Origin of the sequence: Vibrio sp. DW001 (genome assembly GCF_029016285.1) — a bacterium.
Lineage (GTDB): Bacteria > Pseudomonadota > Gammaproteobacteria > Enterobacterales > Vibrionaceae > Vibrio.
In genome coordinates this window covers 3,298,097-3,321,784 of record NZ_CP091975.1, presented here as the reverse complement: position 1 = coordinate 3,321,784, position 23,688 = coordinate 3,298,097, and the positions used below count along the sequence as shown (strand labels likewise).

Annotated in this window: 21 protein-coding genes; 13 read left to right on the top strand and 8 right to left on the bottom strand. The window is 41.7% G+C overall.

All coding sequences use genetic code 11. From position 1 onward, the window contains the following. Nucleotides 1-2 precede the first annotated feature (2 nt). From L3V77_RS15140 to L3V77_RS15125, 4 genes are all read left to right on the top strand, one after another. The gene (locus tag L3V77_RS15140; protein WP_275134875.1) at nt 3-1,625 is read left to right on the top strand and encodes a dihydroxyacetone kinase subunit DhaK; all 1,623 of its coding nucleotides are present in this window, start codon (nt 3-5) and stop codon (nt 1,623-1,625) included. A gap of 200 nt (nt 1,626-1,825) precedes the next feature. Beyond that, nucleotides 1,826-3,118 (top strand): MFS transporter, encoded by a 1,293-nt coding sequence (locus L3V77_RS15135; RefSeq protein WP_275134874.1) that lies wholly within the window; start codon nt 1,826-1,828, stop codon nt 3,116-3,118. Between the two features lie 62 nt (nt 3,119-3,180). Then, nucleotides 3,181-4,329, top strand: coding sequence for a zinc-binding dehydrogenase (locus L3V77_RS15130; RefSeq protein ID WP_275134873.1), 1,149 nt, complete (start codon nt 3,181-3,183; stop codon nt 4,327-4,329). A 42-nt stretch (nt 4,330-4,371) separates the two neighbouring features. Continuing rightward, entirely contained in the window at nt 4,372-5,196 is an 825-nt protein-coding gene (locus tag L3V77_RS15125) for a hypothetical protein (RefSeq protein ID WP_275134872.1), read from the top strand. A gap of 187 nt (nt 5,197-5,383) precedes the next feature. On the opposite strand, the gene L3V77_RS15120 is transcribed toward L3V77_RS15125, so the two are convergent. From L3V77_RS15120 to L3V77_RS15095, 6 genes are all read right to left on the bottom strand, one after another. Continuing rightward, entirely contained in the window at nt 5,384-6,115 is a 732-nt protein-coding gene (locus L3V77_RS15120) for a DUF3726 domain-containing protein (RefSeq protein ID WP_275134871.1), read from the bottom strand. Further along, on the bottom strand, nt 6,112-7,824 hold the full coding sequence (locus L3V77_RS15115) for a hypothetical protein (protein ID WP_275134870.1): 1,713 nt from the start codon (nt 7,822-7,824) through the stop codon (nt 6,112-6,114). The genes L3V77_RS15120 and L3V77_RS15115 overlap by 4 nt, the downstream gene beginning before the upstream one ends. A 70-nt stretch (nt 7,825-7,894) precedes the next feature. Beyond that, complete coding sequence (locus L3V77_RS15110; RefSeq protein WP_275134869.1) at nt 7,895-9,511, bottom strand: BCCT family transporter; 1,617 nt, start codon at nt 9,509-9,511, stop codon at nt 7,895-7,897. 98 nt (nt 9,512-9,609) lie between these two features. Further along, nucleotides 9,610-10,599, bottom strand: coding sequence for a membrane dipeptidase (locus L3V77_RS15105; RefSeq protein WP_275134868.1), 990 nt, complete (start codon nt 10,597-10,599; stop codon nt 9,610-9,612). 49 nt (nt 10,600-10,648) lie between these two features. Further along, a complete protein-coding gene (locus L3V77_RS15100) occupies nt 10,649-12,112 on the bottom strand; it encodes an aldehyde dehydrogenase family protein (protein WP_275134867.1) in 1,464 nt (487 codons plus the stop codon). A 63-nt stretch (nt 12,113-12,175) separates the two neighbouring features. Next, the gene (locus tag L3V77_RS15095; protein WP_275134866.1) at nt 12,176-12,574 is read right to left on the bottom strand and encodes a RidA family protein; all 399 of its coding nucleotides are present in this window, start codon (nt 12,572-12,574) and stop codon (nt 12,176-12,178) included. A 157-nt stretch (nt 12,575-12,731) separates the two neighbouring features. On the opposite strand from L3V77_RS15095, the gene L3V77_RS15090 reads away from it, so the two are divergent. Further along, nucleotides 12,732-13,607, top strand: a complete 876-nt coding sequence (locus L3V77_RS15090; RefSeq protein WP_275134865.1) for a LysR family transcriptional regulator — start codon at nt 12,732-12,734, stop codon at nt 13,605-13,607. A 156-nt stretch (nt 13,608-13,763) separates the two neighbouring features. On the opposite strand, the gene L3V77_RS15085 is transcribed toward L3V77_RS15090, so the two are convergent. Continuing rightward, a complete protein-coding gene (locus tag L3V77_RS15085) occupies nt 13,764-14,390 on the bottom strand; it encodes a bifunctional 4-hydroxy-2-oxoglutarate aldolase/2-dehydro-3-deoxy-phosphogluconate aldolase (protein WP_275134864.1) in 627 nt (208 codons plus the stop codon). Then, on the bottom strand, nt 14,387-15,358 hold the full coding sequence (locus L3V77_RS15080) for a sugar kinase (RefSeq protein WP_275134863.1): 972 nt from the start codon (nt 15,356-15,358) through the stop codon (nt 14,387-14,389). The genes L3V77_RS15085 and L3V77_RS15080 overlap by 4 nt, the downstream gene beginning before the upstream one ends. A 338-nt stretch (nt 15,359-15,696) precedes the next feature. Here L3V77_RS15080 and L3V77_RS15075 point away from each other — a divergent pair, with 338 nt between their 5' ends. From L3V77_RS15075 to L3V77_RS15040, 8 genes are all read left to right on the top strand, one after another. Further along, complete coding sequence (locus tag L3V77_RS15075; protein ID WP_275134862.1) at nt 15,697-17,163, top strand: mannitol dehydrogenase family protein; 1,467 nt, start codon at nt 15,697-15,699, stop codon at nt 17,161-17,163. A gap of 8 nt (nt 17,164-17,171) precedes the next feature. After that, the gene (locus L3V77_RS15070; RefSeq protein WP_275134861.1) at nt 17,172-18,188 is read left to right on the top strand and encodes a zinc-binding alcohol dehydrogenase family protein; all 1,017 of its coding nucleotides are present in this window, start codon (nt 17,172-17,174) and stop codon (nt 18,186-18,188) included. 7 nt (nt 18,189-18,195) lie between these two features. Beyond that, nucleotides 18,196-19,206 (top strand): Ldh family oxidoreductase, encoded by a 1,011-nt coding sequence (locus L3V77_RS15065; protein ID WP_275134860.1) that lies wholly within the window; start codon nt 18,196-18,198, stop codon nt 19,204-19,206. Nucleotides 19,207-19,238: 32 nt separating this feature from the next. Next, complete coding sequence (locus tag L3V77_RS15060; RefSeq protein ID WP_275134859.1) at nt 19,239-19,703, top strand: YhcH/YjgK/YiaL family protein; 465 nt, start codon at nt 19,239-19,241, stop codon at nt 19,701-19,703. Between the two features lie 128 nt (nt 19,704-19,831). Next, entirely contained in the window at nt 19,832-20,671 is an 840-nt protein-coding gene (kduI, locus tag L3V77_RS15055; protein WP_275134858.1) for a 5-dehydro-4-deoxy-D-glucuronate isomerase, read from the top strand. A 57-nt stretch (nt 20,672-20,728) separates the two neighbouring features. After that, nucleotides 20,729-21,709 carry a TRAP transporter substrate-binding protein gene (locus L3V77_RS15050; protein WP_275134857.1) on the top strand — a complete coding sequence of 327 codons (981 nt, stop codon included), beginning with the start codon at nt 20,729-20,731 and terminating at the stop codon, nt 21,707-21,709. Between the two features lie 62 nt (nt 21,710-21,771). Then, nucleotides 21,772-22,317: a TRAP transporter small permease gene (locus tag L3V77_RS15045; protein ID WP_275134856.1), complete on the top strand. Its 546-nt coding sequence runs from the start codon at nt 21,772-21,774 to the stop codon at nt 22,315-22,317. Further along, a complete protein-coding gene (locus L3V77_RS15040) occupies nt 22,317-23,624 on the top strand; it encodes a TRAP transporter large permease (protein ID WP_275134855.1) in 1,308 nt (435 codons plus the stop codon). Before L3V77_RS15045 ends, L3V77_RS15040 begins: the two co-directional genes overlap by 1 nt. Nucleotides 23,625-23,688 lie beyond the last annotated feature (64 nt).

Here is a 23,688-nt window from a genome sequence, read left to right as displayed (position 1 = left end):
ACATGTCAGATCTTATTTTAAACTCAAAAGAGTCGTTTGTTATGGATTCTATCCATGGCACTTTATATACAACGCAAAAAGAAAATCTCATGTTATTAGACTTTAATAATGACATTAAAGTCGTTGTTCGTAATGATTGGAATAAAGAGAAAGTCGCCATTATTTGTGGTGGGGGCTCAGGCCACGAGCCAGCACATGTCGGTTTTGTAGGCAAAGGTATGCTGACTGCCGCAGTATGTGGTGACCTATTTGCTGCCCCAAGTGTGGATGCAGTGCTTAGTGCCATTCTTCATGTAACGGGTGACGCTGGCTGTCTCGTGATCATCAAAAACTACACAGGTGACCGCCTTAACTTCGGCCTTGCAGTAGAAAAAGCAAAAGAGATGGGATGTAAGGTTGATCTGATTGTTGTTGGTGATGACATATCCATCCCAGAGAACCCTCAACCACGCGGTATTGCAGGTACGCTGTTCGTACAGAAAGTGGCAGGCTATGTTGCAGAAAATGGTGGGTCTCTTGAAGAAGTAAAGCAAGCCGCCGTTGATGCACATAATAAAACGGCCTCTATCGGTGTGGCGCTAACAAGTTGTTCATTACCTGGTGAAAGCAATGATCGAATCGCACAAGGCAAAGCTGAGCTTGGCTTGGGTATTCACGGCGAAGCGGGTATTGCAACCATCGACTTACCAAAAGCAAAAGATCTTGTATCAACCATGGTAAGCAAGCTTATTGAAGCGAAACCGACAACCGACAACGCAATTCTTCTAAACAACTTAGGTGGTCTATCTCCAATCGAGATGAACATCGTGGCCAAAGAGGTGATGGAGTCAGAGCTTGGTCAGCAAGCGAGCTTCATCGTTAGCGGCTCGCTAATGACAGCTATCGATATGAAAGGATTCTCTATTTCCACGATTCAATTGGATGATGAGATCACTAAAGCATTAACTGCAGAAGTTGAAACGGGTGCATGGCCGGGTGTCGTTGCTCGTCGTAAAGTGCCAGTAACCAAGTGTGAAAATCTAGTTGTGAAGAAGGCGTTTGAGCCCTCTCATGATGAAGAAACGGCATTAGCACTGCACACAGTTTGTCAATCTATCATCGACATTGAAGCAGAGTTAAACCATCTAGATTCAATCGTGGGTGATGGTGATACCGGCTCTACTTTTTCTGCTGGAGCACGTAAAGTCCTTGCCCAACTTAAAGCGAATGCATTGCCTCTACAAGACAAATCAAAGCTATTAACGACTATTGCAGATTGCCTAACGTCCGTCATGGGTGGTTCTTCAGGCGTATTGCTTTCAATCTTGTTTACCGCAGCAGGTCGTGATTTTGAACTGAATGGTTCACTTCCAAAAGCACTGCAAGCAGGTCTAGATCAGATGATGGCTTATGGTGGAGCGAAGCCCGGTGACCGCACCATGATTGATGCGTTACATCCTGCGTTAGAAGCTTGGGTAGAGAATGGTTTTATGGCATCAATTGAAGCGGCAAAAATGGGAGCGGAATCCACAGTTGCAATGACTAGTGCTAAAGCAGGGCGTTCCTCTTACCTAAATAGTGACAGTTTATCTGGGACTAAGGATCCAGGAGCATTTGCTGTAGAAACGGTATTTAGTCAATTCTAATAAAACATTAACACCCTTTTAATTATAAGTGCGTCAATTGGTGAAAGTTAATTGGCGTCCATTACCGCTTAATTAAATAAGAGGTGAGATTTTATTTAATATTATTAATTATAACAATAAACAGTTCGGATTTTTACACGTTAATAATGTGTGAAGGTTAGGGTTAGATACTATTTAATTTAATCAAATAAAGGTGAAAAATGAATAAGTCAAATTTGGCGCGGTACTTTCAGTTCGCGTTAGTAATACTCGCTGCGGGGGCAGTCTTCCCCTTGGTTTATTTGAAAGCGCAATATCAAGAAACCATTCTTGAAGTGTTTCAGATGAATATAGCCGATCTCAATAATATTTATTCAATACTAGGTATGGTGTTTATTGCAGGCTATTTTCCAAGCGGTGTATTGAGTGATAAGTTCTCTGCAAAAGGTCTATTGGTCGTTTCTTTACTTGGTACCGCAGCCGGTGGTTTTTGGTTCGCTCAAGTGCCATCGTTTAGTGGTGTCGTTGGTGTATTTATTGTTTGGGGTATCTTTGCTGTTCTGACGTTCTGGTCTGCGCATATGAAGCTAGTCAAAATGTTATCAACCCCCGAGGACGAAGGCCGATTCTTTGGCTTCCTTGACGGTGGCCGTGGTTTGGTGGAAGCCGCTCTTGGTAGTATTGCACTCGCTATATTCTCTGCAACTTTAGGTGATAGCTTAGAGCTAGCAGATAAGACTACAGCGCTAACTGCGATCATCTATATGTACGTGATCGCTTTAGTCGCCATCGCGATTCTAGTCGCCATGTTTGTTAAAACTGACGATGAACGCGCTGGTGAAGGCGATAAAGAAGAAGGCTTTAAGTTTTCTGATGTTAGCCAGATCCTTAAGAATAAGTTCGTATACATCCACGGTTTGATTATCTTCTGCGGTTATTCAGTTTTTTGGGCGACATATTATTATGGCGGCCATCTTCAAGCAAACCTTGGTTTTGACGCCGTCGCTGTCGGTTCTGTGATGGTTGGTGTTTTATGGATGCGTCCTGTCGGTGGTTTTCTGGGCGGTTTCTTAGCGGACAAAATTGGTAAAGCGGTTACGGTATGTCTTGGCTTGTTGGGTGGTAGTGCAAGCTTGCTAGCACTTGGCCTAATTTCTAGCCATGCAAATACGACAGTGATCAGCGGACTAGTTCTGCTAACAGGTCTGTTTGCTTACATTATCCGCGGTACTTACTGGTCATTATTGGGTCAGGCAAAAATTAGTGCAGCCTTAACAGGCACGGCAATCGGTTGTGTTAGCTTGATCGGCTACCTACCAGATATCTTTATTCCGCAAATGAATAATATTTTATGGAGCTCGTTCGGTAACGAAGGCGGCTATCGTGCATATTTCATCGCGACTATGGTCATTGGTTTAGTTGGTGCAATTTTGGCACTAAAGTTCCACAAAATGGCGAAGGTCGAAGACGTACCACAAAATGGCGAAGATCAAAGAAAAACAATAAGTATTTAACGCCGTAAAGCCGTAGCGTTGGGCTACGGCTATCAACATACATAAGAAAAAGAGGAAAAATAATGAAAGTGAATCTTCATATCAATAAAGACAAAAGCCGTTTTGACCTTAAGGAAGGTGGTAAAACTATGAAAGCAGTGGTCACCATGGGTAACGGTGGCTATGAAATGCTGGAGTACAAAGACGTTCCTATGCCTGTAATAAGTAAGGGTGAAGTGCTTATTAAAGTTCTCGCCGCTGGAGTAAACAATACTGAAATCAACACACGAATTGGTTGGTACTCTCAGAAGGTGACTCAAGGTACGAATACTTTGTCTGACGACGAAAATGAGATTGGCGACGCGGCAGACGAAAAAGACGGTGGTTGGAATGCAGAAACACCATTCCCGTTCATTCAAGGCACTGATTGCGCTGGCTTAGTTGTTGAAGCAAAAGATGAGGCTGACCAACATCTAGTTGGGAAACGAGTTCTTATCCGGGCATGTATTCGCCACGAGGGTTTTGATTCGCCGGATAATATTTGGATGGCTTCTGATTTCGACGGTGCTTTCGCTCAATATGTGAAGATTACGTCTAGCGAAGTTTTTCCTGTTGAATGTGATTGGACCGACGCTGAATTGGGCACTATTCCATGCGCCTATGGTACCTCAGAAAATATGGTACAGCGTTCAGGCGTCAAAGCGGGTGATCGTGTTTATGTGGCTGGAGCATCAGGTGGTGTGGGTTCTGCCGTTGTTCAACTCGCTAAACGTCGCGGTGCTTATGTTATCGGTGCGGCAGAAGGTGAAGATAAGATCGAACGTGTACGTTCTTACGGTGCTGATGAAGTGATTGACTTCGGAAAAAATGCATTGGAAGTACTGGGTGAAATGTCTGTGGATGTCATCATTGATAATGTCGCCGGTGACAACTTCGTGAACAATCTGAAAATGCTGAAACGTGGCGGTCGTTATGCATCATCTGGTGCTATTGCAGGTCCACTAGTAGAGCTGGATTTTCGCACTATGTACCTAAGAGATCTTACTCTAATTGGATGTACTGGTTGGGACGAACCCGTATTCCCTAGTTTGATTGAAGCTATTGAGAACGGCGATATCAAACCTGCTCTCGCAAAGGCGTTCCCGCTTTCTGATATTGTTGAAGCTCAAGAAGAACTTCAGAGTCGTAAGCATGTTGGCAAACTCGTGCTAATACCTGATCACGAGGCATAGTTTAATTAGGTTGAGATTCGACCTTTTAAAGAGGAAACTAATATGTCTATTTTTGAGAAAGTCCATGAGCTCAAACACCCAAGCTTGACGAAGGAGAATTGGGGTGAAGAACAACCGCTTGTTCGAGTTAATTTTCTTGGTAAAGAGCTCGACATCAGTCAGCCTTCATCTACGTTCTGGGTGTATTTACTTGGTGTTATTGTAACACTTGTTGGTGTTCAGTTCTTTGTCATGCAAGACGACCAAATGTCTCGATTTTGGTGGGGAGTATCAATGATCCTTTGGGGGGTTGGTGCTATTATTGCTGGCACAAGTTTTCAGGCTTTTGGCTATGAATTGAAAGCGAAACACCGTGAAGAGTGTTCATGGACGACTTGGTGGGAAGTCATATATCTTATCTTCCAACAGGTCAGTATGAACGCTATGACGGTAGCGATCGCATACACTTCAATAGCACCAGAATCAGTTTGGTTTGATATCTTTATATGGTATGCGGCTATTATGACAGTCGGCTACACTGTTATTACTCTGTGGGGAGCATTTACAGCAACTAAGTCAGTCATAACGTTTGAATTTATGATGTTTGCTTCATTGCCAAGTTTCATTGCTTTTATCTTCATAAATACCGTGAGTTATATTAAAACTGGTGCGACCTATGACTTACTATGCATGATTTCTTGGGCCCTAATTTATGCGTCTTATTACTTCTTCGATAAATATTGGAAGCTAGGTATTGGTGAGCTTCTTTGGAAACAAAAGAAAATTTGGTTCTCTGAGAATGATGTACTTCACGTAATCTTAGTTGTTTGGTCATTATTAATGATAGCCCTCCCGTTCTATACGTTGGACTACGTTAACGCGATTTAAATGACAATATAGATTAAAGCGTCTGATGATTCTTCATCAGGCGCTTTGAATTATGTTATTAAGTTCCGAATAAACCAGTAAGCTTAGTGTAATTATCATTAGTAACGCTTCAACGCATTCAATGTTTATTGACGCCTGTTTTATAACGTGAATTTTGCACGAGTACATACCGAATTTGTTATAGTCTCTAAACGATTTCTCCCGCACCTTGAATCGAGCGCTGGCTATTTTCTACCAAAATGGCGGCTGCATTTTTCTTTAGTAACTCCCATTCTAAATCGTCTATATAAATACCGTCTTTCCACGCTTTATCTTGTACTTGTTTAAGCTCTTTCGAGTTGATATGGCGGTCATATCCATTAGACAGTTTCTCAATGTCAAAATCATTTACAGACAGTATTATTTTCATATTGTGGACTCGGCCGTCAGATTTAGGGGGCAGTTCCGACAAAAACAGTTCAGGTGTAAGACAGCCTCGATTTAAGATATAAAGCGTTTTTTTTGGGCTTGTTCCATTGTCCCAACTGGCTGAACAGGTTATCCCTTTGTTGGCCAGCTTTACCAATTCACTGTAGCTTAGCCAACGGTTGTGGCAATGCTTTAGTTCTATAGTTAACGTTTTACTGTTCACCATTTGCTCTAATGCGTAATCAAGAATAATGGGCAGATGACAGGCTAAACTACAGTTGTGTAGATCAACTTCAATGCTGCTCTCGCTCGTAATCTGGATGTCTACAGGACAGTCCACTTCATTCTTAATGAAAGCACTGGCGTTGTTGAATTGTTTTATCCCGTCCAATCCAATCATTTGAAGATCGGCTACCATGTTGGCGATGACATCGGCTTCGCCACATAATCGCCTCATTCCTAGAAATGCTTTGTTTACAGCGGCGATTAATTCGTTATGAGAAACAATCATTTGTTGTTACCTCCACTTATCTGCTCTGCACTTGGAAGTAATGGAAATAACCACTCTCCGTCATGAATTTCATCAAGCAATGGTGCACCTTGAAAGAACGTAACTTGAACCCAACGATCAGAACGAGGATCAAACTTAGTTGCACCAAAAATAGCAAGTTTGCAACGCAAGAGATGCATAGGTAACGATGATTGATGAAGTACATTCATTTGTATATCACCCAAGGCCTCATGACCTAAGGTCCAGACTCGTCGAGCGATGGTACGGTATTGAGGTTGTTTGATTAAAAACGCAGTAAGAGACAACTCTGGGGCATGCGCCAATAGGGCGTTATATAGCCGAAAAGCTTGCCTTGCTATGTCGAGTGGCAGCTCTCTATCTTCGCCTTGCTCTTCACCTCGTACACCTAAACGCGGTTCTTCTTTATCTTCAGATCGATACCAAAACCAATAGCTATTTTCTTTTTGGGTGAAATCGGTATTAATGGCCCAGTGATAGTTTTGCTCTAGTGTCACCAGCAGATCATGAATTTTTTTGCCACTAGGCAAGGATAATGATTCATCGCAGTTCATTTTATTTGCAAATACATCAACACGTTCGGGATAGATTTCCATTAAGCAAGAGATAAGAATCTCTTGTGATTCCAAGCTCAATTTATTATTGCGCTCAAGTAAGTCACACCAATTTGAACATTGAAGTAATAATGAACTCAGGTTTCTTTGTAGTTGGCTAAGTTCATCCACCGCCGCGATATTCAACGCTTTTTGAACATCGTTAATCGTCACAACTTGGTTCAAATGGCAGATAGCCTTTAATAATAAGGCATTCAATTGAGGTGTTTTATCAACGTCAATAGAAGTACTCAGTACACTGGCAAGCGCCTTCTCTCTGGTTGTCATCCACTGGTTAACAATCGCGGGATGGTTTATCAAATAAGGAGCCATGCCCAATCCTGTGGCATTTCCCACGCCGAGATAACGCTGTAGGGTACGATGTAAGCTGACCGCTTTGTCGCCGCTTTGTTGGATAGCCAGATAATTTACCCAATCTAGGCTAAACGCTCTGAGTAAATAAACAGCACACATTTGGGCGCTAAAAGACTGATCGAAATCTGGGTTCTCTTCCAGTAATTTAAAGTCAGCAATGCCGAATTTGCCGTTGCCATAAACGGCTGTGGTACGAAGGATATAGCCAACATCGGCTAACTCTTCTGGCCGAGGTTGTGCACCGACGGTGAGTTGACTAACAATGTGTTCGAAGATACGCACGCTTTTGTTAGCACGAGCCAATACCAATACATTATTAGGGTTTCTACCTGCTTCTTGAAGTGGAACATTCGCTCTTAGTTCATCAATAAGCGCAACGTTCACACACCCGTCTACCAGCGCAAAAGTGACATCCCATTTTTCAGCGATTACTCTATCATTTCGTTCGTCATCAGCAATCTCATCACAAAAAACAACAAGGTGGTAAACGCGGTTCGGTGTTGTTAGTTTGTATATAACATGCCCAAAGCCTTGAGGAGAAAGTTGCCATTCATGTTGGGTTACTTGCCACTTCTGTTGCGCCATTTTACGAACTAAGCTTCTGACAAAACTAATTCGGTTTTGGTGCATTGCTCCTAGCCTTTCCGGCACCATAACAATGTCAGCACTGCGTAGTGTGTCTTCTGCGTTTATCGAACGATGTGCGTGCATATTGCTCACCACTTTTTAGTTATTAGAGGTATTCGATTTGGGCGATGCTATTCGCCCATCATTTCACGTTATGTCGTTGAGGTTATAGACCTTGCTCTTTGGCCATCTTCATTGCAATTTGCGGTGCATTCCATAGCGAAGGTAATAAGATTAACGATACAGGGACGGCAGTAATCACGATAAAAGATTGTAAGGCTGAAATTCCTCCAGACCCCAGAGATATCAAAATAAGTGCTGTCACCCCCATCATCGCACCCCAAAAAGTTCGAATAATTGCATTTGGTTCCGTTTCACCACTGATCACCACACTGATGGTGTACGTCATCGAGTCACCGGTGGTCACAATGAAAATTGTAGTCAATATTAGGAATAAAATAGAAATCAACATTGGGAACGGTAATTGTTGTGTTACCGCTAATAGTGCACCTGGTAGATTAAAACCTTCAAATGCTTTACTCACGCTGCCCGGTTCCGCAATTTCAAACGCTAAGCCAGAACCACCAACAATGGTAAACCAGAAGCAGGTTGCCAAAGGAGCAATAATGCTGATAGTTGTAACCAACTGGCGAATACTGCGACCTCTAGATATTCGAGCAATGAAGATGGCCATCATCGGCCCATAACCTAAGAACCAGCCCCAGAAGAATACGGTCCACCAGCTTAACCAGCCTTCGTCTCCGCGGTAAGTTGCCATTGGAATGAAGTTATCCAACATGCTACCAACCCCTTGAATATAGCCATTAAAAATGAAGTTCGTCGGGCCAAATATAAGGATATAAGTCATCAATGCTAGTGCAAGAATAACGTTATAGCGGCTTAGCATTTGCATGCCTCTGTTTAGCCCGCTCAATGCAGAAAGGGTATAAAGCACGATAGCAAAAAGGATGATAATTAATTGTGTTGTAAAGCCATCGGGAATCTCAAATAGCACATTTAATGCGTAACTCACTTGAAGACCAAGAAAACCAATGGGTCCTATTGTTCCGGCAGCAACAGCGACAATACAACAAGCGTCAATGAGAGCACCTATGGTGCCTTTCAATGCGCGGTCACCTAATACGGGATAAAGCAAAATTCTTGGTTTTAAAGGCAAACCTTTATCATAGTGAAGGTGCATTACAACGATAGAGGTTAAGCTGCCTACTATTGCCCATGCCAAAAATCCCCAGTGCATAAATGATTGAGACAGGGCGTTTATCGCACCTTGCTGAGCATTCTCTTGCGGGCCATATAACGGTGGTGGACTGACGTAGTGAGCAATTGGTTCAGCGGCAGCCCAGAATACGCCCCCGCCAGCCAGTAAAGTACAGAATATGATCGCCATCCATCGGAAGGCGTCCATCTCTGGTTTGTCGATACCTCCCAAGATGACTTTACCCGTTCGTCCTGCAGCTAAACCAAGGCCAATTAAAAAGGTAAGTAACAATAAAAGCTGCCAGTATGGGCCAAAGACTTTGACCGACCATGCGAAACCGGCGTTAACTATTGTTGATAGTAGCTCTCCGTCGTAAAGTGCTAAAAGTACGAACAGAGCGATGAACCCTCCGCTGTACCACAATGCTGGATTCTTCAGTCCTAATTTGTCGGACGTTGATCCTTCTTGAATTGCATTGGTCGTTTTCATTTCAGATGTCCGCCCAGTGATTCCGTGTGATACATTAAGATCTGATGCTTTTACGCTATTGGTTAAATCAGACATACTCTGACTCCAGTCGTTTTTTGCTGATGCAAATGTTAGTTAACGTCTACCTTGTTTTTATTATGAGAAGTAGACCATTCCTTGTTCGAGTTACTGTATTACGTGCTAGGTTCAAGCCCTTGCATAAGGAAGTTAAACCAGTTGTCGCCTAGTATTTTTCCCGCTTCAGGTTCACTGAACCCGTGGCGAATGAGTCCGTTATATATATTCTCCATACCTGCACTACCGCAAAACCAAGGTAGAGAATCAGGCCAACCGGCGTTATTTACGGATCCTTCTCCGTAATCCATCGCCTTTGACCATCGCCCATTACGCATCCATTCCAATACGGATTGGGGTTGATTGAGACACAAATCACTGCCAATCGCTAAATGTTCGATACCAACTAAGTCAGCGGTAGATGCCACCATTTGACAGAAGTCTTCCAAAGTACACTGGCTGCCATTAGGTAGGTGGAATGGATATAGGCTAAACCCTAGTAGGCCCCCACGTGCGGCTAAGGCTTTGATTACTTCATCAGATTTGTTGCGTAGAGCTTGATGCGCGAATGTGGGGTTTGCGTGGCTGATGCAGATCGGTCTTGAAGAAAGGTCAATCGCTTCTAAAGTTGACCGTTCTGCGCTGTGTGACATGTCGATAATCATGCCCACTTGATTCATTTCGGCGATAGCTTGTTTGCCAAATCGAGTGATACCCGAATCATGTTGCTCATAACATCCAGTAGCAATAAGGCTCTGATTGTTGTAAGTCAGTTGCATGATCAGCAGGCCTTGTTGGCGCATCACTTCAATTAAGCCAATTTCATCATCGATAGGAGAGCAGTTTTGCGCGCCAAAGAAGATACCGACCTTCCCCAGTTGTTTCGCTTTTGTCACGTCAGCCATGGAACGAACGATCATGATTAAATCGGCATTTTGTTCAAAACGTAAATTCCACTCGGCAAAGCGTGTTAGGGTTTCACGTGCATTTTCGTGATAAACCAAGGTCACGTGAACCGCAGTGATACCGCTTGCTTTTAGCGTTTGGAAGTACTCTCGATTCCAGTTGCAATATTGCAATCCGTCTATCACTATTCGCTTCTGATACATATCAACTCCTCACTCAATTCTTTGTTTTTTTAGGTTTCTACGTAAAACACTAATAAGGTCGTTGATAGGCAGTTTTAACTACGGTATAGAATTCTTTTGCGTATTGGCCTTGCTCTCTAGGACCAAAGCTAGACTCTTTTCGGCCACCAAATGGGACGTGATAATCTGTGCCTGCGGTGGGTAGGTTGACCATGACACAGCCGGTTTGTACTTGCTGTTTAAACAGGGCACTTGAACGAAGGCTTTGAGTGATGATCCCACCGGTTAAACCAAACCGTGTATCGTTGGTTGTCGCAATAGCTTCATCTAAATCGGCAACACGAATAACGCAAGCCAAAGGGGCAAAGACTTCTTCTTGATTCACTTCCCAACTGTTTTTGGTTTCTAGGAAAAGTGTTGGAGACATATAAAAACCGTCATGTTTCATGTTTAGGCGTTCACCGCCAACGGCTAGCTCAGCCCCACTTTGGCGGGCTTTGTCTACCCATGAAAGATTTGCATCAAGTTGATTACCATCCACTACTGGACCCATAAATATGCCATCTTCTAAAGCATGACCTACCTTGAGGCTACCCATTCTCTTGATTAACGCATCAACAAAAGCATCATGAATACCGTCTGTGACCACAAGGCGAGATGACGCGGTGCACTTCTGACCAGCACCAGAAAAAGAGCCAGCTATGGTGGCATCTACTGCGGTTTGTATGTCGGCATCATCAGCAATCACTAGTGCGTTTTTGCTGCCCATTTCAAGTTGGCAACGAACAAAGTTGGGCGCGGTAGCGGTGGCTACTTTTCGACCAGTGTCAACAGAACCAGTGAAGCTAACACCATCTATCTTAGGGGAGTTAATAAGCGCATTACCTACCTGTGAACCGTTACCTAACACTAAGTTAAATACGCCAGCAGGCAGTCCTTGACGATGGATGATTTCTGTTAAGGCAACAGCACTTGCTGGTGTTAGGTTTGCAGGTTTCCAAATAACGCTATTACCAAACGCTAAAGCCGGTGCAATCTTCCACGCTGCCGTTGCAGTAGGAAAGTTCCAAGGGGAGATAATGGCAATAGCACCGACAGCTTCACGGGTAACTTCTACGGATACACCGGGTCTGACAGAATCCGCGTTATCACCAATTTGGCGTAGCACTTCAGCTGCAAAATATTGAAAGAACTGCCCTGCGCGATAGATTTCACCTCTACCCTCTACAAACGGTTTTCCTTCTTCACGTGACAACAAGGTGCCAAGCTCGTCACAACGCGCAATAAGCTCGTCGCCAATCGCCTGTAATATGGCCTGTTTACGTTCAATAGGTGTTTTTTCCCATTCAGGTTGTGCTTGCTTAGCCGCGGCAATCGCTTGATGAACTTGGTCTTCGCTTGCTTGTGCAAAGTGGCCTATATTTTCAGTGATATCTGAAGGGTTGATGTTGGCAATAGTGCTGATGCCTGAGTGCCATTCACCTGCGATATAAAGTGCTTTTTCAGCGTGAACATTGTTGATTAGCGTTGTCATTGTTCGTTCCTTTCACTTATCGATTAAGGTAAACCTCAATCACGAAATTAATGAGATAATGTGTTAAGTCGGTTGTGAGGAACTGGCATACACAACAAATTCCACCAGCATTTCTTCACGAGCTAACCCTGCAACCACCATGGCTGCACGATTAGGGTAGGGCGCGTTAAAGTACTCTGCGTAGACCTGATTAACAGTGGTGAGATACTCACGATCAGTGACGTAAATCAGTACCTGTAAAACTGAATCAAGTGTTTCACCAGCACACTCTAAAGTATGGACAAGGTTGTCTAATGTTTGTCTCGTTTGGGCTTCAATACCTCCTTCAACAACCGCGCCAGATTGATTGATAGGAATTTGAGCGGTATACAAGGTTCCGTTGTTAACCAGTGCCCACTCAAGAGGTGCTTTAGAGGCAAAAAGAGACGTTTCTATTGGGTGTTTGTTTGCTAGTGTGCTCACGTAATTATCCAACTATGTTACATAAATGTTTCTAATTGGTTAAATCTTGCGTCTTGACGAACGATAAATCAAACGGTAAATTTTGTACGTTTGATAAATAAAACTTATCGCTAGGTTGAGCACACGGAAAGCAAAGGACTAAGAAGGGACCACAAACATGAGTATTAAACTTCAGCAACTGAATCATTTTTTTTTGGTGGTGGAAGAAGGGGGATTTCGGGCCGCTTCTCATCGAGCAAATCGATCGCAAGCAGCGCTTTCTACATCAATAAAAGAACTGGAACGCAACCTAGGCCAACCTTTATTTGAACCTGGTAATAAATCGACCCTTACTCCTTTCGGTGTAATATGCCTACCCAAAATTGTACAGTTCTTAAATGTGTACAATGCACTGAATAATGACTTAATGGCTGCAGCTGCGGGGCAGCAAGGAAGAGTACGTATTGCCAGTGTACCGTCTGTCGCAGCAAAACTAATACCGAGCGTTCTGGGTGCTTTTTGCGAAAGACATCCAAATGTTGAAGTGAGCTTAATCGATGATAATGCGGCAGGTGTCGAAGCTCGATTGCTGTCGGGTGAAGTTGATTTGGCGTTGGGAAATTGCTCCCACCTTGATGAGAAAGAGATACATTTTACCCCTTTAATTTCTGATCCGATTGGTGTGGTCTGTTTACGTGATAACCCTATTGCACAGCATACTGCCGGTATTGAATGGAAAATGTTGCTAGATCAGCCCTTTATTCGTAATGGAACTTGCACACTCCTCGATCCGACACCCGCGAGAACATTGAGTCAGAACGCGCTCTACTCCGTCGAGAATATTACGTCTCTTTTTTCTGTATTAGAGCTTGGAATCGGTGTGACGACACTGCCTAAACTTGCGTTTCCAACGAATGAAACAAGGTTGATTTGGATTCCGCTTGTCGACCCTCCATTGAAACGACAAATAGGCATATTTAGACTCATTGATCGAACAATCTCTCCTCAGGCGCAAGCATTTCATGATCTGTGCATAAAATACCTTAATTTTTGAGGATGTGGGTCGCGTTGTTAACCAGTAAAAGGCGGTGGTTATTGATCTGTTGTTACGGGATATTTTTTTTCGTGAAGGTGTTCTTCGATAAAGGTCAAGCTCGAAAACTAAACCTTTACCCCCTGTGTAAAAAGAACCATTTTGCTTCTTTTTACATTACTTGAGTTGCGCCACAATTTCCCTAATCAACGTCGCCATCTTATCCCACTCTTTATTCTTAACTAATGATTGGTCAACCATCCAAGAACCACCACAAGCAAGGACGCTAGGCACATCAAGATACGCTTGAATGTTATCTTTATTAATACCGCCAGTTGGCATTACTTTGATCTGGTTATACGGGGCAAGCATGGCTTTGAGCATTTTTATTCCACCAGATGCTTCTGCGGGAAAAAACTTAACAGTCGTAAGGCCCAACTCCATCGCCTGTTCGACAAGTGAGGGTGTATTGACGCCGGCAATAATCGCTACATTATGTTTTTGAGCTGCTTTTACTGTTGTAGGGTTAAGACCAGCAGAGACAACGAAGTCGACCCCCGCTTCTTTTGCTGCGAGTAATTGTTGTTCATTTAAAATCGTACCAGCACCAATCAACATGTCGGGGTATTCTTTACGCAGTAATACGATGGCATCCGCCGCCGCCGCAGTACGGAACGTAATTTCGGCTACTGGTAAACCATTTTCTGACAGAGCCTTACCAATAGGCAAAATGTCTTCCGCTTCATCTACTACGATGACTGGAATCACTTTTAATTTAGCGAGACGTGAATCTAAAGTATTCATTTTGATTGTCCATTTTTAATGCGATCTAAAACTTGTTCAAGTGTTGGTAGTGGTGCGACGGCGCCATAACCCATAATGGTGATAGAGGCGGTGGCGTTTGCAAATTTCAAACACTCTTCCAATGAATATCCGTTAACTAAATGTGTACAGAACGAGCCAGCAAATGAATCACCTGCAGCGGTTGCGTCTAACGGATTGGTTTTGAACGGTGGTAGTGATACGCGGATTGATTCATTGGCTACCGTTGCCCCCAGTGCGCCTTTCTTAAGAACGACTGTTTTAGACCCGATTTTGAGGTAATAATCGATAATATCGTCTTCGTGTTCTAAACCAGTGAGAAGCTGTGCCTCATCAATACTTGGAAAGCATATATCTACCAGTGAAGCCGTTTCATTGATGATGGCACGAGCACGGTTTAATGACCATAATTTCAAACGTAGGTTAGTGTCATAGGATATCAACGTGTTGTTTTTAGATGCAATTTCTATTGCTTTGAAGGTGGAGTCACAACTGGTATCACTGATTGCCTGTGTTATAGCGGTGATATGTAAAAGCTTTGCATTTTTAATAGCTTCTACAGGTAATTGTGATGGTGTGATAAGACTCGCTGCCGATCCTTTACGTAAGAATGAAAAATGATGCCCGTTTTTATCATGCGTAATGAAATAAACGCCAGTATGACTATTGGTGTTCGATACAACAGTTGAAATATTAACGTTCTCTTTATCCCACAAATTTAGAAATTTTTTTCCAAATTCATCATCTCCCATGTGCGTGAGCATACCGACGTTTGCGCCTTGTCGCGCAGCAGCGATAGCAAAGTTAGAAGCATCACCACCGAAGCCGCTTAAGAAGTCCGCTTCACCGTTATTGTTTAGGTTAACTTGGCTCAATTCGAACATTGGTTCACCAAAACTTAGTATTTCAGCAAAAATTGGTCTTTCTATGTGTCTTTTTTCCTCGATCATAATGATATCCGTGTGTCTATTCCGATACGTTAGTTTGATTTTTGTCCATCTTTATTAAATCACAAAGCGATTTAATAAAGATATATTTATTGGTAAACCAAATGCTGATCTAAATCAAAGTTGCAATATAATATATTGATATTTAACAAGTTATAATAAATTAATGCTAATTTTGGTTATTTATTTTTGTTTTGTTTTTAGATCTTCGTCATAAAAGTGAATTATTGGTTATCCAAAATATTGATAGGTCAACCAATTGGGTGTAGTGTTCTCAGTAACAACGAAACGCTAACAAATTCTGAAGTTAGGCAACACTCGGACTGTAAAGATAGGATTGTATGGAAGATCAAAATAAAATAGAAAACGGTAAGTTTTCATCAACAACAAGCTACGATAGAACAGTACTTAAAAGTAATATCGTTCATATTGGTTTTGGTGCATTCCACCGCGGACATCAAGCCGTTTATAACGATTTAACGAATGACCGATCTGAAGATAAATGGGGTATCTGTGAAATTAATATGTTTGGTGGGTCAGAGTTAACAGACAGTTTGCGAGCACAAGATCATTTGTTAACCGTCGTTGAGAAGTCTGCAACAGAAACTCATAGTCGTCTTGTTCGAACTATTACTGAATCAATCCATACACCAGTAGATGGTATTGAAAAAGCAATTCTAAAACTCACTGAAGACCAGGTTAAAATCGTTTCATTAACGATAACTGAAAAAGGTTATTGTGCTGCACCGCAATCGGGAATGTTAGATGAAACCAATCAATTAATTATTCATGATTTGGCCAATCCAACCGTACCAATGTCGGCTATTGGGTTGGTTACCGAGGCTCTTCGAATTCGTCGTGATAATGGTCTCGCGCCTTTTAGCGTTTTGTCATGTGACAATATTCCTGAAAACGGCCACTTAACCAAGAGTGTCATTCTCGCATTTTCTAAGAAGCTTGATTCTGAACTGAGTGATTGGATTGAAGAAAACGTCACTTTCCCAAGCACGATGGTTGACCGTATTGTTCCCGCGATGACCGATGACCAATTTGACGTCATCGAAGAACAAACAGGTTATCGCGATCCTTGTGGCGTAGTTTGTGAAGATTTCCGTCAGTGGGTAGTTGAAGATAATTTTGTAGCAGGTCGACCTCCATGGGAAAAAGCAGGCGCGATGCTCGTTGGTGATGTTCTACCGTATGAGGAAATGAAGCTTCGTATGCTTAACGGTAGCCATTCATTCCTTGCTTACAATGGTTCACTCGCTGGATACGAATTTATTTATCAATGTATGCAAGATTCTGATTTCCAATCAGTCACATTGAAGTTAATGCTTGATGAACAAGCTAAATCATTGAGCCCTGACTTAAACGTTGATCTCAACGAGTATGCCAATTTACTCATTGCCCGTTTTAGTAACACAAATATCAAACACAAAACCGAACAAATCGCGATGGATGGCTCTCAAAAACTCCCTCAACGTGCGCTTGCCCCATATCTAATACTTCAAGAACGTCATATCCCCGCTAAATGCCAACCCGTGTTAATTGCAGGTTGGATGCACTATGTAATTGATATGATTAATAAAGGTAATGAACTATCTGACCCATTGGTAGAAACATATAAATCAATTATGTCTCACGTATCTGAGAAAAGTGAGCAAGCTAAATCATTATTGGCGATTGAAAAAGTCTTTGGAAAGCACGGTGTTGAAAATAAACGGTTTATTGAGCAGGTTCTAAACGCGTTTGATGATATTGAGACCGTGGGCATCAATAACACAATTGAAAAACTAGTGAAGGATTAGGAAATAAGATGAAAACTTTAATTTGTAATGAACCCAATTCAATTGAGTATATTGAATGCCCGATTCCAGAGATCGAAAGCAATGAAGTTCTTCTGAAAGTCAATTCAGTAGGTATCTGTGGCACAGATATCCATGCTTACGCTGGTCGACAGCCTTTCTTTTCATACCCGCGTGTATTAGGCCATGAAATTTGCGGTACTGTCGAAAAAATCGGTGAGAAAGTGACTAAAGCCGAAGTGGCTAAGCGCTATTCTGTTATTCCTTGTATCCCATGTGGTGAATGCCCAGCTTGCGAAGAAGGTAAAACCAATTGCTGTGAAAGTGTATCTCTTTACGGTGTCCACCAAGATGGTGGTTTTACAGAATACCTAGCGGTTCTTGAAGATAATCTGGTTCTACTTCCTGACAATGTGTCTAACAGTAAAGGAGCACTGGTTGAATGTTTTGCTATCAGTGCACATGCGGTTCGCCGTGCGCAGTTGACTGGGGGGAATAATGTTCTTGTTGTCGGCGCTGGCCCAATTGGTCTTGCAGCAGCAGCAGTCATTAAAGCAGAAGGGCATAACGTTGTTATTGTTGATGTTGCTGAACAACGTCTAACTTGGGCAGCAGACAAACTACAAACAGCTACATTAAATGCGCTAAGTGAAACGTACGTTGATGATATTCGTAGTCAATTTAATGGTCAGTTGGCTGATGTCGTATTTGATGCGACTGGGTACGACAAATCAATGACAAATGCAGTAAACCTGATTCGTAACGGTGGGAAGCTCGTATTTATTGGCTTCACAAAGGGTGAATTAGCATTTCATAACCCTACTTTTCATATGAAAGAAACCACGCTTATGAGCTCACGTAATGCAACACGTCAAGATTTTGAACGTGTAATCGAGTTGATGGAACAAGGTAAAATTTCTGAATCAATGATGAAAAATAGAGATTACGATTTCCATACCTTTGGGAATTCATACAAAGAAGATGTCGTTGAAAATAAATCTTTGGTTAAAGGCGTAATAAATTTTTAAGGTAAATATGATGTCTACTATTCAAGTAAATGAAACAGAGTTGCGTGAACTATCTCTTAAAAAATTAGTTAAAGCGGGCCTTAGTGAACAGACGACGAAAGAAGTCATTGATGTGTTAATACACGCTGACAAAACGGGTGTCCATTCACATGGCGTTATGCGTATTGAGCATTATTGTCACCGCTTGAATGAAGGTGGCTTGAATAAAGAGCCTACGTTTAGCATTGAACAAATTTCACCTTCAGTTGCTGTATTTGACTCTGATGATGGCATGGGACACTCGGCACTTATCGCGGCAACAAATCACGCTATAGAGTTAGCTGAAGAAACCGGTCTTGGTTTTGTTAGCGTCAAGAATGGTTCACATTGTGGAGCACTTTCATACTTCATGGAACAGGCGACAGCGAAAGGTTTGATTGGTATTTCGATGACGCAAACTGATACCTGCGTTGCTCCTTATGGTGGCGCTGAACGCTTCTTAGGGACCAATCCAATTGCATTTGGTTTTCCTGTGGAAAATGCACACCCGATGATTGTTGATATGGCTACAAGCGCAACAGCCTTTGGTAAGTTGCTTCATGCAAAAGAGACCGGCCAGCAAATTGGTGAAAATCTTGCTATCGATAAAGACGGCAATATGACAACGGATCCACATCAAGTGGAAAATCTACTGACATTTGGCGGTCATAAAGGTTCAGGTATTGCGCTAGCGATTGATGCGCTAACTGGTATTTTGATGAATGCTAACTTTAGCAACCATGTGGTCCGTATGTACGGAGATTTTGACAAGATGCGCAAACTTGCCAGCCTTGTCATTGTTATTAATCCAGAAAAGCTAGGGAATCCATTGTTTGCAGTAATGATGCAGCAAATGGTAACGGAACTTCGTGCAGTTAAACCTATGGCTGGCTCAGGTTCGGTACAAGCCCCCAATGATCCACAAAATGCTTACAAGTTACAAAGCGAAGCCAACGGTATCACTGTTGCTAAATCAGTTTACAACTATCTAAAAGGATAGGTGAGTAATAGGCGCTTTAAGGGAGAGGATATATGTTATTTGGAAACGTAAAAAAATTAGATCTCGTACCATACATGTCTGAAAAGTTTGTTAATTGGATCAATGAAGCTATCGCTTTATCTGAAAACAATGATCTTGGTAAGTACATGATTGGTGACGATGGTGTATTTGTTATGCTTGTAGACGGTGAAACGGAGCCACGAGCACTAAGAAAATCTGAAATTCACAAGCAATATATTGATATTCAAATTTTATTGAGTGGCGAAGAAGTATATGGCTATTCAAACACCATCTCAGAAGAAGCGCTTAAATTGGTTGAGTTGGAGAATGACGTAATGTTCTTTGATAATGTCGAGAACGAACAATTTATTAAGCTTCAAGATGGCGATTTCGTGATTTTTTATCCAAACCAAGCACATCGTCCGCTTTGTGCAAGTAATGATAAGCCGATGGTCATCAAAAAAGCCATTTTAAAAATACCATCTTCGGTCCTTTGACTAAATGAGTCGTTATTATTTTTAAGTATTGTTGGTTTGATGATTTAATTTCAAATACTTCACTAGCGAACTAAGTTAATACGACAAGTTTTAATGGATACGTAACTAACGTAAATAAAGAGTATTAGATGCATATTAATTATAATAGCAACCCTGTAGACGCTAAATTATACGACACTACTCGTCTTCGTGATGAATTGCTAACTGAGAAAATGTTTAAAGATAATGACATTGTGACGGTATACAGCCACATTGACCGTATTGTTGTTATGGGAGTATCACCTAAGAGTAATGAATTGGCTCTGGATGACTTTATTAATAATAAAGATTTCGGTACGGATTTCTTCCTACAACGTCGTGAGTTCGGAATGATTAATCTTGGTGGTAAAGCTAAGATTACGACAAAAAATGAAACGTATGTTTTAGAGCATATGGATGCATTATACCTGGGGCAAGGCAATGAGAATGTCGTGTTTGGTTCTGTTGACGATGACTTCCCGGCTTTATTGTATGCCATCAGTGCGCCATCTCATCATATTCATCCTTCCCGAGTTATTCACCAAAATGAAGCAAAAGTGATTCATTTGGGCGATAAAGAGAATGCAAACGAGCGATGTATTAATCAATACATTCACCCTGATGTTTTGCCTACGTCTCAATTATCTATGGGTGTTACTGCACTAAAAGCAGGAAGTGTATGGAACACCATGCCACCACATACCCATGAACGTCGTATGGAAGCGTATTTCTATTTCGATATAAAACCTCAACAGGTCGTTTTCCATCTCATGGGAGAGCCAAAAGAAACACGACATATTGTTGTTCGTAATCACCAGATGGTGTTGTCACCTAGTTGGTCTATTCATTCAGGCTGTGGAACACAAAATTACAGTTTTGTGTGGGGAATGCTAGGCGAGAATCTCACATTCGATGACATGGATTTTGTTGATATGAACGAAATTCGATAAATATATTAAACATATCAAAAATGAAACTTTATCCTACTAATAGTAACGGAGTAAATAATGTCCAAATTTAAAGTACTAACCATCGCCACCGCTTTAGTCAGCGTACTTGGTCTTTCGTCCGTGGCCAATGCCGCATCAGAAATCAAAGTCGCGTTTAACCAATCGGATAAACACCCACAGTTTTTAGCGCTTGCAGATTTTGGTGAAAAACTCACTAAAGCAACAGATGGTCGCTATACATTGAATATCTTTCCAAATGAGCTTCTTGGTGATCAAAGAGCATCACTTGAACTCGTTCAAAATAGCGCTATTCAAATGGCTGTTGTTGCAAATCCACTTGTAGAAAACTACAACAGCAAATTTGGTATTCTCAGTCTACCGTATGTTTACAGTGGTTATGAACATCAGCAAAAAGTATTCACTTCTAGTGTTCTAGATGAGTTATTCAAAGAAACATCACCTATGGGGTTTGAAGTTATAGCGGCATACACTGGCGGTGCGCGCAGCATGTATAACAAAGAAGGACCAATCAATACTGTTGCCGACATGAAAGGTAAAAAAATTCGTGTAATGCAATCTGATACGATGATAAAAACGCTTTCATGCATGGGTGGTAAAGGTGTACCTATGGGCCAAGGTGAAGTTTATTCGGCGATACAACAAGGTGTGCTTGATGGGGCGGAAAACAGTGAAATTACCTACTTCGATCTAAAACAATATGAAGTTGCACCTTATTATTCTGCAACCCGTCACTTGATGGTTCCAGATCTCGTCGTGGCAAGCAGTGATTTTCTTGATTCAATGTCCGACAAAGATCGTGCAGCGTTTGAAAGTCTAGCAAAAGAGAGCACTCTAGTAGAGTTTGGCTTGTGGCAAAAACAAATCAGCGTTTCAAAGAAAGCAGCACAAGATAAAGGTGCTACGTTCAATGAAGTTGATATCACGCCATTCCGTGAAGCATGTATCCCTCTTCAACAAGAATTAATTAAAACAGCAGAACAGAAAGCGTTGTATAAAAAAATTGTTGCCTTGCAATAATTAATAGAAGATAAGGTCAGCGAATCGTTGACCTTATAACTTCATTTCAGGATAAGAATTATATGCGAAATGATAAATTTAATGGCCTTTTTCTAGGCTTAAGAAAAGTTAAGTTCGGAATAGACAAAGTCCTTTCAGTCTTTTTAATTTCCATTATGGGAATAATGACACTATTAGTTACATACCAAGTAGTTGTTCGTTATATTTTTGACAATCCGAGTGCGTTTAGTGAAGTCGCATCCCGTTATTTATTTATTTGGTTGGTTTTATTTGGTGGCGCCTATGTGTTTGGATTAAGAGAACATATGGCCATCACATTTATTAAAGATAAATTTAATAAAAAATTACGTATCATTGTTGAAATGGTTATTGAATTAATTGTCGTTGTTTTTGCTTATACAGTAATGGTTAGTGGCGGTTATAGCAGCTCAGTACGTCAAATGTGGCAGATGGATTCCGCGTTACAAATACCAATGGGTGTCATTTACGCTGCTATTCCTATATCAGGTACAATCATGTTGTTTTATTTTCTTTGTCATGAAGTAACCTTTATTAACGAACTTATTGATTTGAATAATGAGCAGTCAGAAGAGCGAGGTAATATCTAATGGATATGGCATTTACCGCCTCATTAGTAATGTTTATAGGGGTTGTGGTTTTATTGGTCCTAGGGGCTCCGATAGCCATTAGTGTTGGAATCTCGTCGTTCGCGGCAATGACGGTTATTCTGCCTTACAATGGTGCATTAACAACATCCGCACAGCGTATGTTTGTTGGGTTAGATTCATTTGCTCTGCTTGCTATACCATTCTTTATATTAGCCGGCAATATCATGAATAACGGTGGCATTGCCATACGGTTAATAAACTTCTCCAAGATTGTTAGCGGCTGTTTTTCTGCTCCATTGGCACAAACCAACGTCGTATCCAATATGCTATTTGGCTCTATTAGTGGTTCCGGTGTCGCATCTTGTGCTGCTGTCGGTGGCATAATGAACCCAATTCAGAAGCAAGAAGGTTATGACCCAAAATTTAGCACTGCAGTAAATATTGCCTCAGCGCCAACCGGTATGTTGATACCACCAAGTAACGCACTAATAGTATACGCAACGGTTGCTGGTAGTGTGTCAGTTTCAGCGTTGTTTATGGGGGGCTATATTCCAGGTCTGTTGTGGGGGCTTGGGGTTATGATAGTCGCTGGTATTATGGGCAAACGTAGAGGCTACATAAGCAAGAACTCGATGACCTTGAAAGAATGCATCAAGGTGACTATCGATGCAATTCCAAGTATGTCTCTGATAGTCGTTGTTATTGGCGGTATTTTAGGTGGCGTGTTTACGGCTACAGAAGCGTCAGCTATTGCTGTTGTTTATTCGATGATATTAGGCTTCAGCTATCGACAACTGAAAGTTAAAGATCTGCCAACTATCTTCTTAGATACCGCGAAAATGGCATCGATTGTAATCTTTATGATTGGGGCGTCATCAATCATGTCTTGGGTTATGGCATTTACTCAAATTCCTGGGATGATCGCGGATGCATTATTATCATTTACGAGTGACCCAATCTTAATTCTGTTGATCATTAACGTTGTATTATTGTTCATTGGAACATTCATGGATCCAACCCCAGCAGTATTGATTTTTACTCCGATTTTCCTGCCTATTTGTATGGGTTTAGGTATGCACCCCGTTCAATTTGGTATCTTGATGGTGTTTAATTTGTCGTTGGGGACGATAACGCCACCTGTTGGTCCAATTCTGTTCACTGGCTGTAAGATAAGCGGTATCAGTATAGATTCAGTAATTAAAACGTTATTACCATTTTTCTTAGTCATATTCTTAGTCTTAATGTTAGTAACTTACATTCCTGCGATTTCAATGACGTTACCTGAGCTTGCTGGTTTAATTATGTAAACGATATAATTTCTTCTCGGACCCCCGTACCAATGGGGGTTCAGTTAGATCAGGCCTTGATGAT

What these genes read in the sequence shown, in the direction of transcription:
- L3V77_RS15140 (WP_275134875.1), top strand. Translation starts at nt 3, where the DNA reads ATGTCAGATCTTATTTTAAACTCAAAAGAGTCGTTTGTTATGGATTCT.
- L3V77_RS15135 (WP_275134874.1), top strand. Translation starts at nt 1,826, where the DNA reads ATGAATAAGTCAAATTTGGCGCGGTACTTTCAGTTCGCGTTAGTAATA.
- L3V77_RS15130 (WP_275134873.1), top strand. Translation starts at nt 3,181, where the DNA reads ATGAAAGTGAATCTTCATATCAATAAAGACAAAAGCCGTTTTGACCTT.
- L3V77_RS15125 (WP_275134872.1), top strand. Translation starts at nt 4,372, where the DNA reads ATGTCTATTTTTGAGAAAGTCCATGAGCTCAAACACCCAAGCTTGACG.
- L3V77_RS15120 (WP_275134871.1), bottom strand. Translation starts at nt 6,115, where the DNA reads ATGATTGTTTCTCATAACGAATTAATCGCCGCTGTAAACAAAGCATTT.
- L3V77_RS15110 (WP_275134869.1), bottom strand. Translation starts at nt 9,511, where the DNA reads ATGTCTGATTTAACCAATAGCGTAAAAGCATCAGATCTTAATGTATCA.
- L3V77_RS15105 (WP_275134868.1), bottom strand. Translation starts at nt 10,599, where the DNA reads ATGTATCAGAAGCGAATAGTGATAGACGGATTGCAATATTGCAACTGG.
- L3V77_RS15100 (WP_275134867.1), bottom strand. Translation starts at nt 12,112, where the DNA reads ATGACAACGCTAATCAACAATGTTCACGCTGAAAAAGCACTTTATATC.
- L3V77_RS15090 (WP_275134865.1), top strand. Translation starts at nt 12,732, where the DNA reads ATGAGTATTAAACTTCAGCAACTGAATCATTTTTTTTTGGTGGTGGAA.
- L3V77_RS15085 (WP_275134864.1), bottom strand. Translation starts at nt 14,390, where the DNA reads ATGAATACTTTAGATTCACGTCTCGCTAAATTAAAAGTGATTCCAGTC.
- L3V77_RS15080 (WP_275134863.1), bottom strand. Translation starts at nt 15,358, where the DNA reads ATGATCGAGGAAAAAAGACACATAGAAAGACCAATTTTTGCTGAAATA.
- L3V77_RS15075 (WP_275134862.1), top strand. Translation starts at nt 15,697, where the DNA reads ATGGAAGATCAAAATAAAATAGAAAACGGTAAGTTTTCATCAACAACA.
- L3V77_RS15070 (WP_275134861.1), top strand. Translation starts at nt 17,172, where the DNA reads ATGAAAACTTTAATTTGTAATGAACCCAATTCAATTGAGTATATTGAA.
- L3V77_RS15065 (WP_275134860.1), top strand. Translation starts at nt 18,196, where the DNA reads ATGATGTCTACTATTCAAGTAAATGAAACAGAGTTGCGTGAACTATCT.
- L3V77_RS15060 (WP_275134859.1), top strand. Translation starts at nt 19,239, where the DNA reads ATGTTATTTGGAAACGTAAAAAAATTAGATCTCGTACCATACATGTCT.
- kduI (WP_275134858.1), top strand. Translation starts at nt 19,832, where the DNA reads ATGCATATTAATTATAATAGCAACCCTGTAGACGCTAAATTATACGAC.
- L3V77_RS15050 (WP_275134857.1), top strand. Translation starts at nt 20,729, where the DNA reads ATGTCCAAATTTAAAGTACTAACCATCGCCACCGCTTTAGTCAGCGTA.
- L3V77_RS15045 (WP_275134856.1), top strand. Translation starts at nt 21,772, where the DNA reads ATGCGAAATGATAAATTTAATGGCCTTTTTCTAGGCTTAAGAAAAGTT.
- L3V77_RS15040 (WP_275134855.1), top strand. Translation starts at nt 22,317, where the DNA reads ATGGATATGGCATTTACCGCCTCATTAGTAATGTTTATAGGGGTTGTG.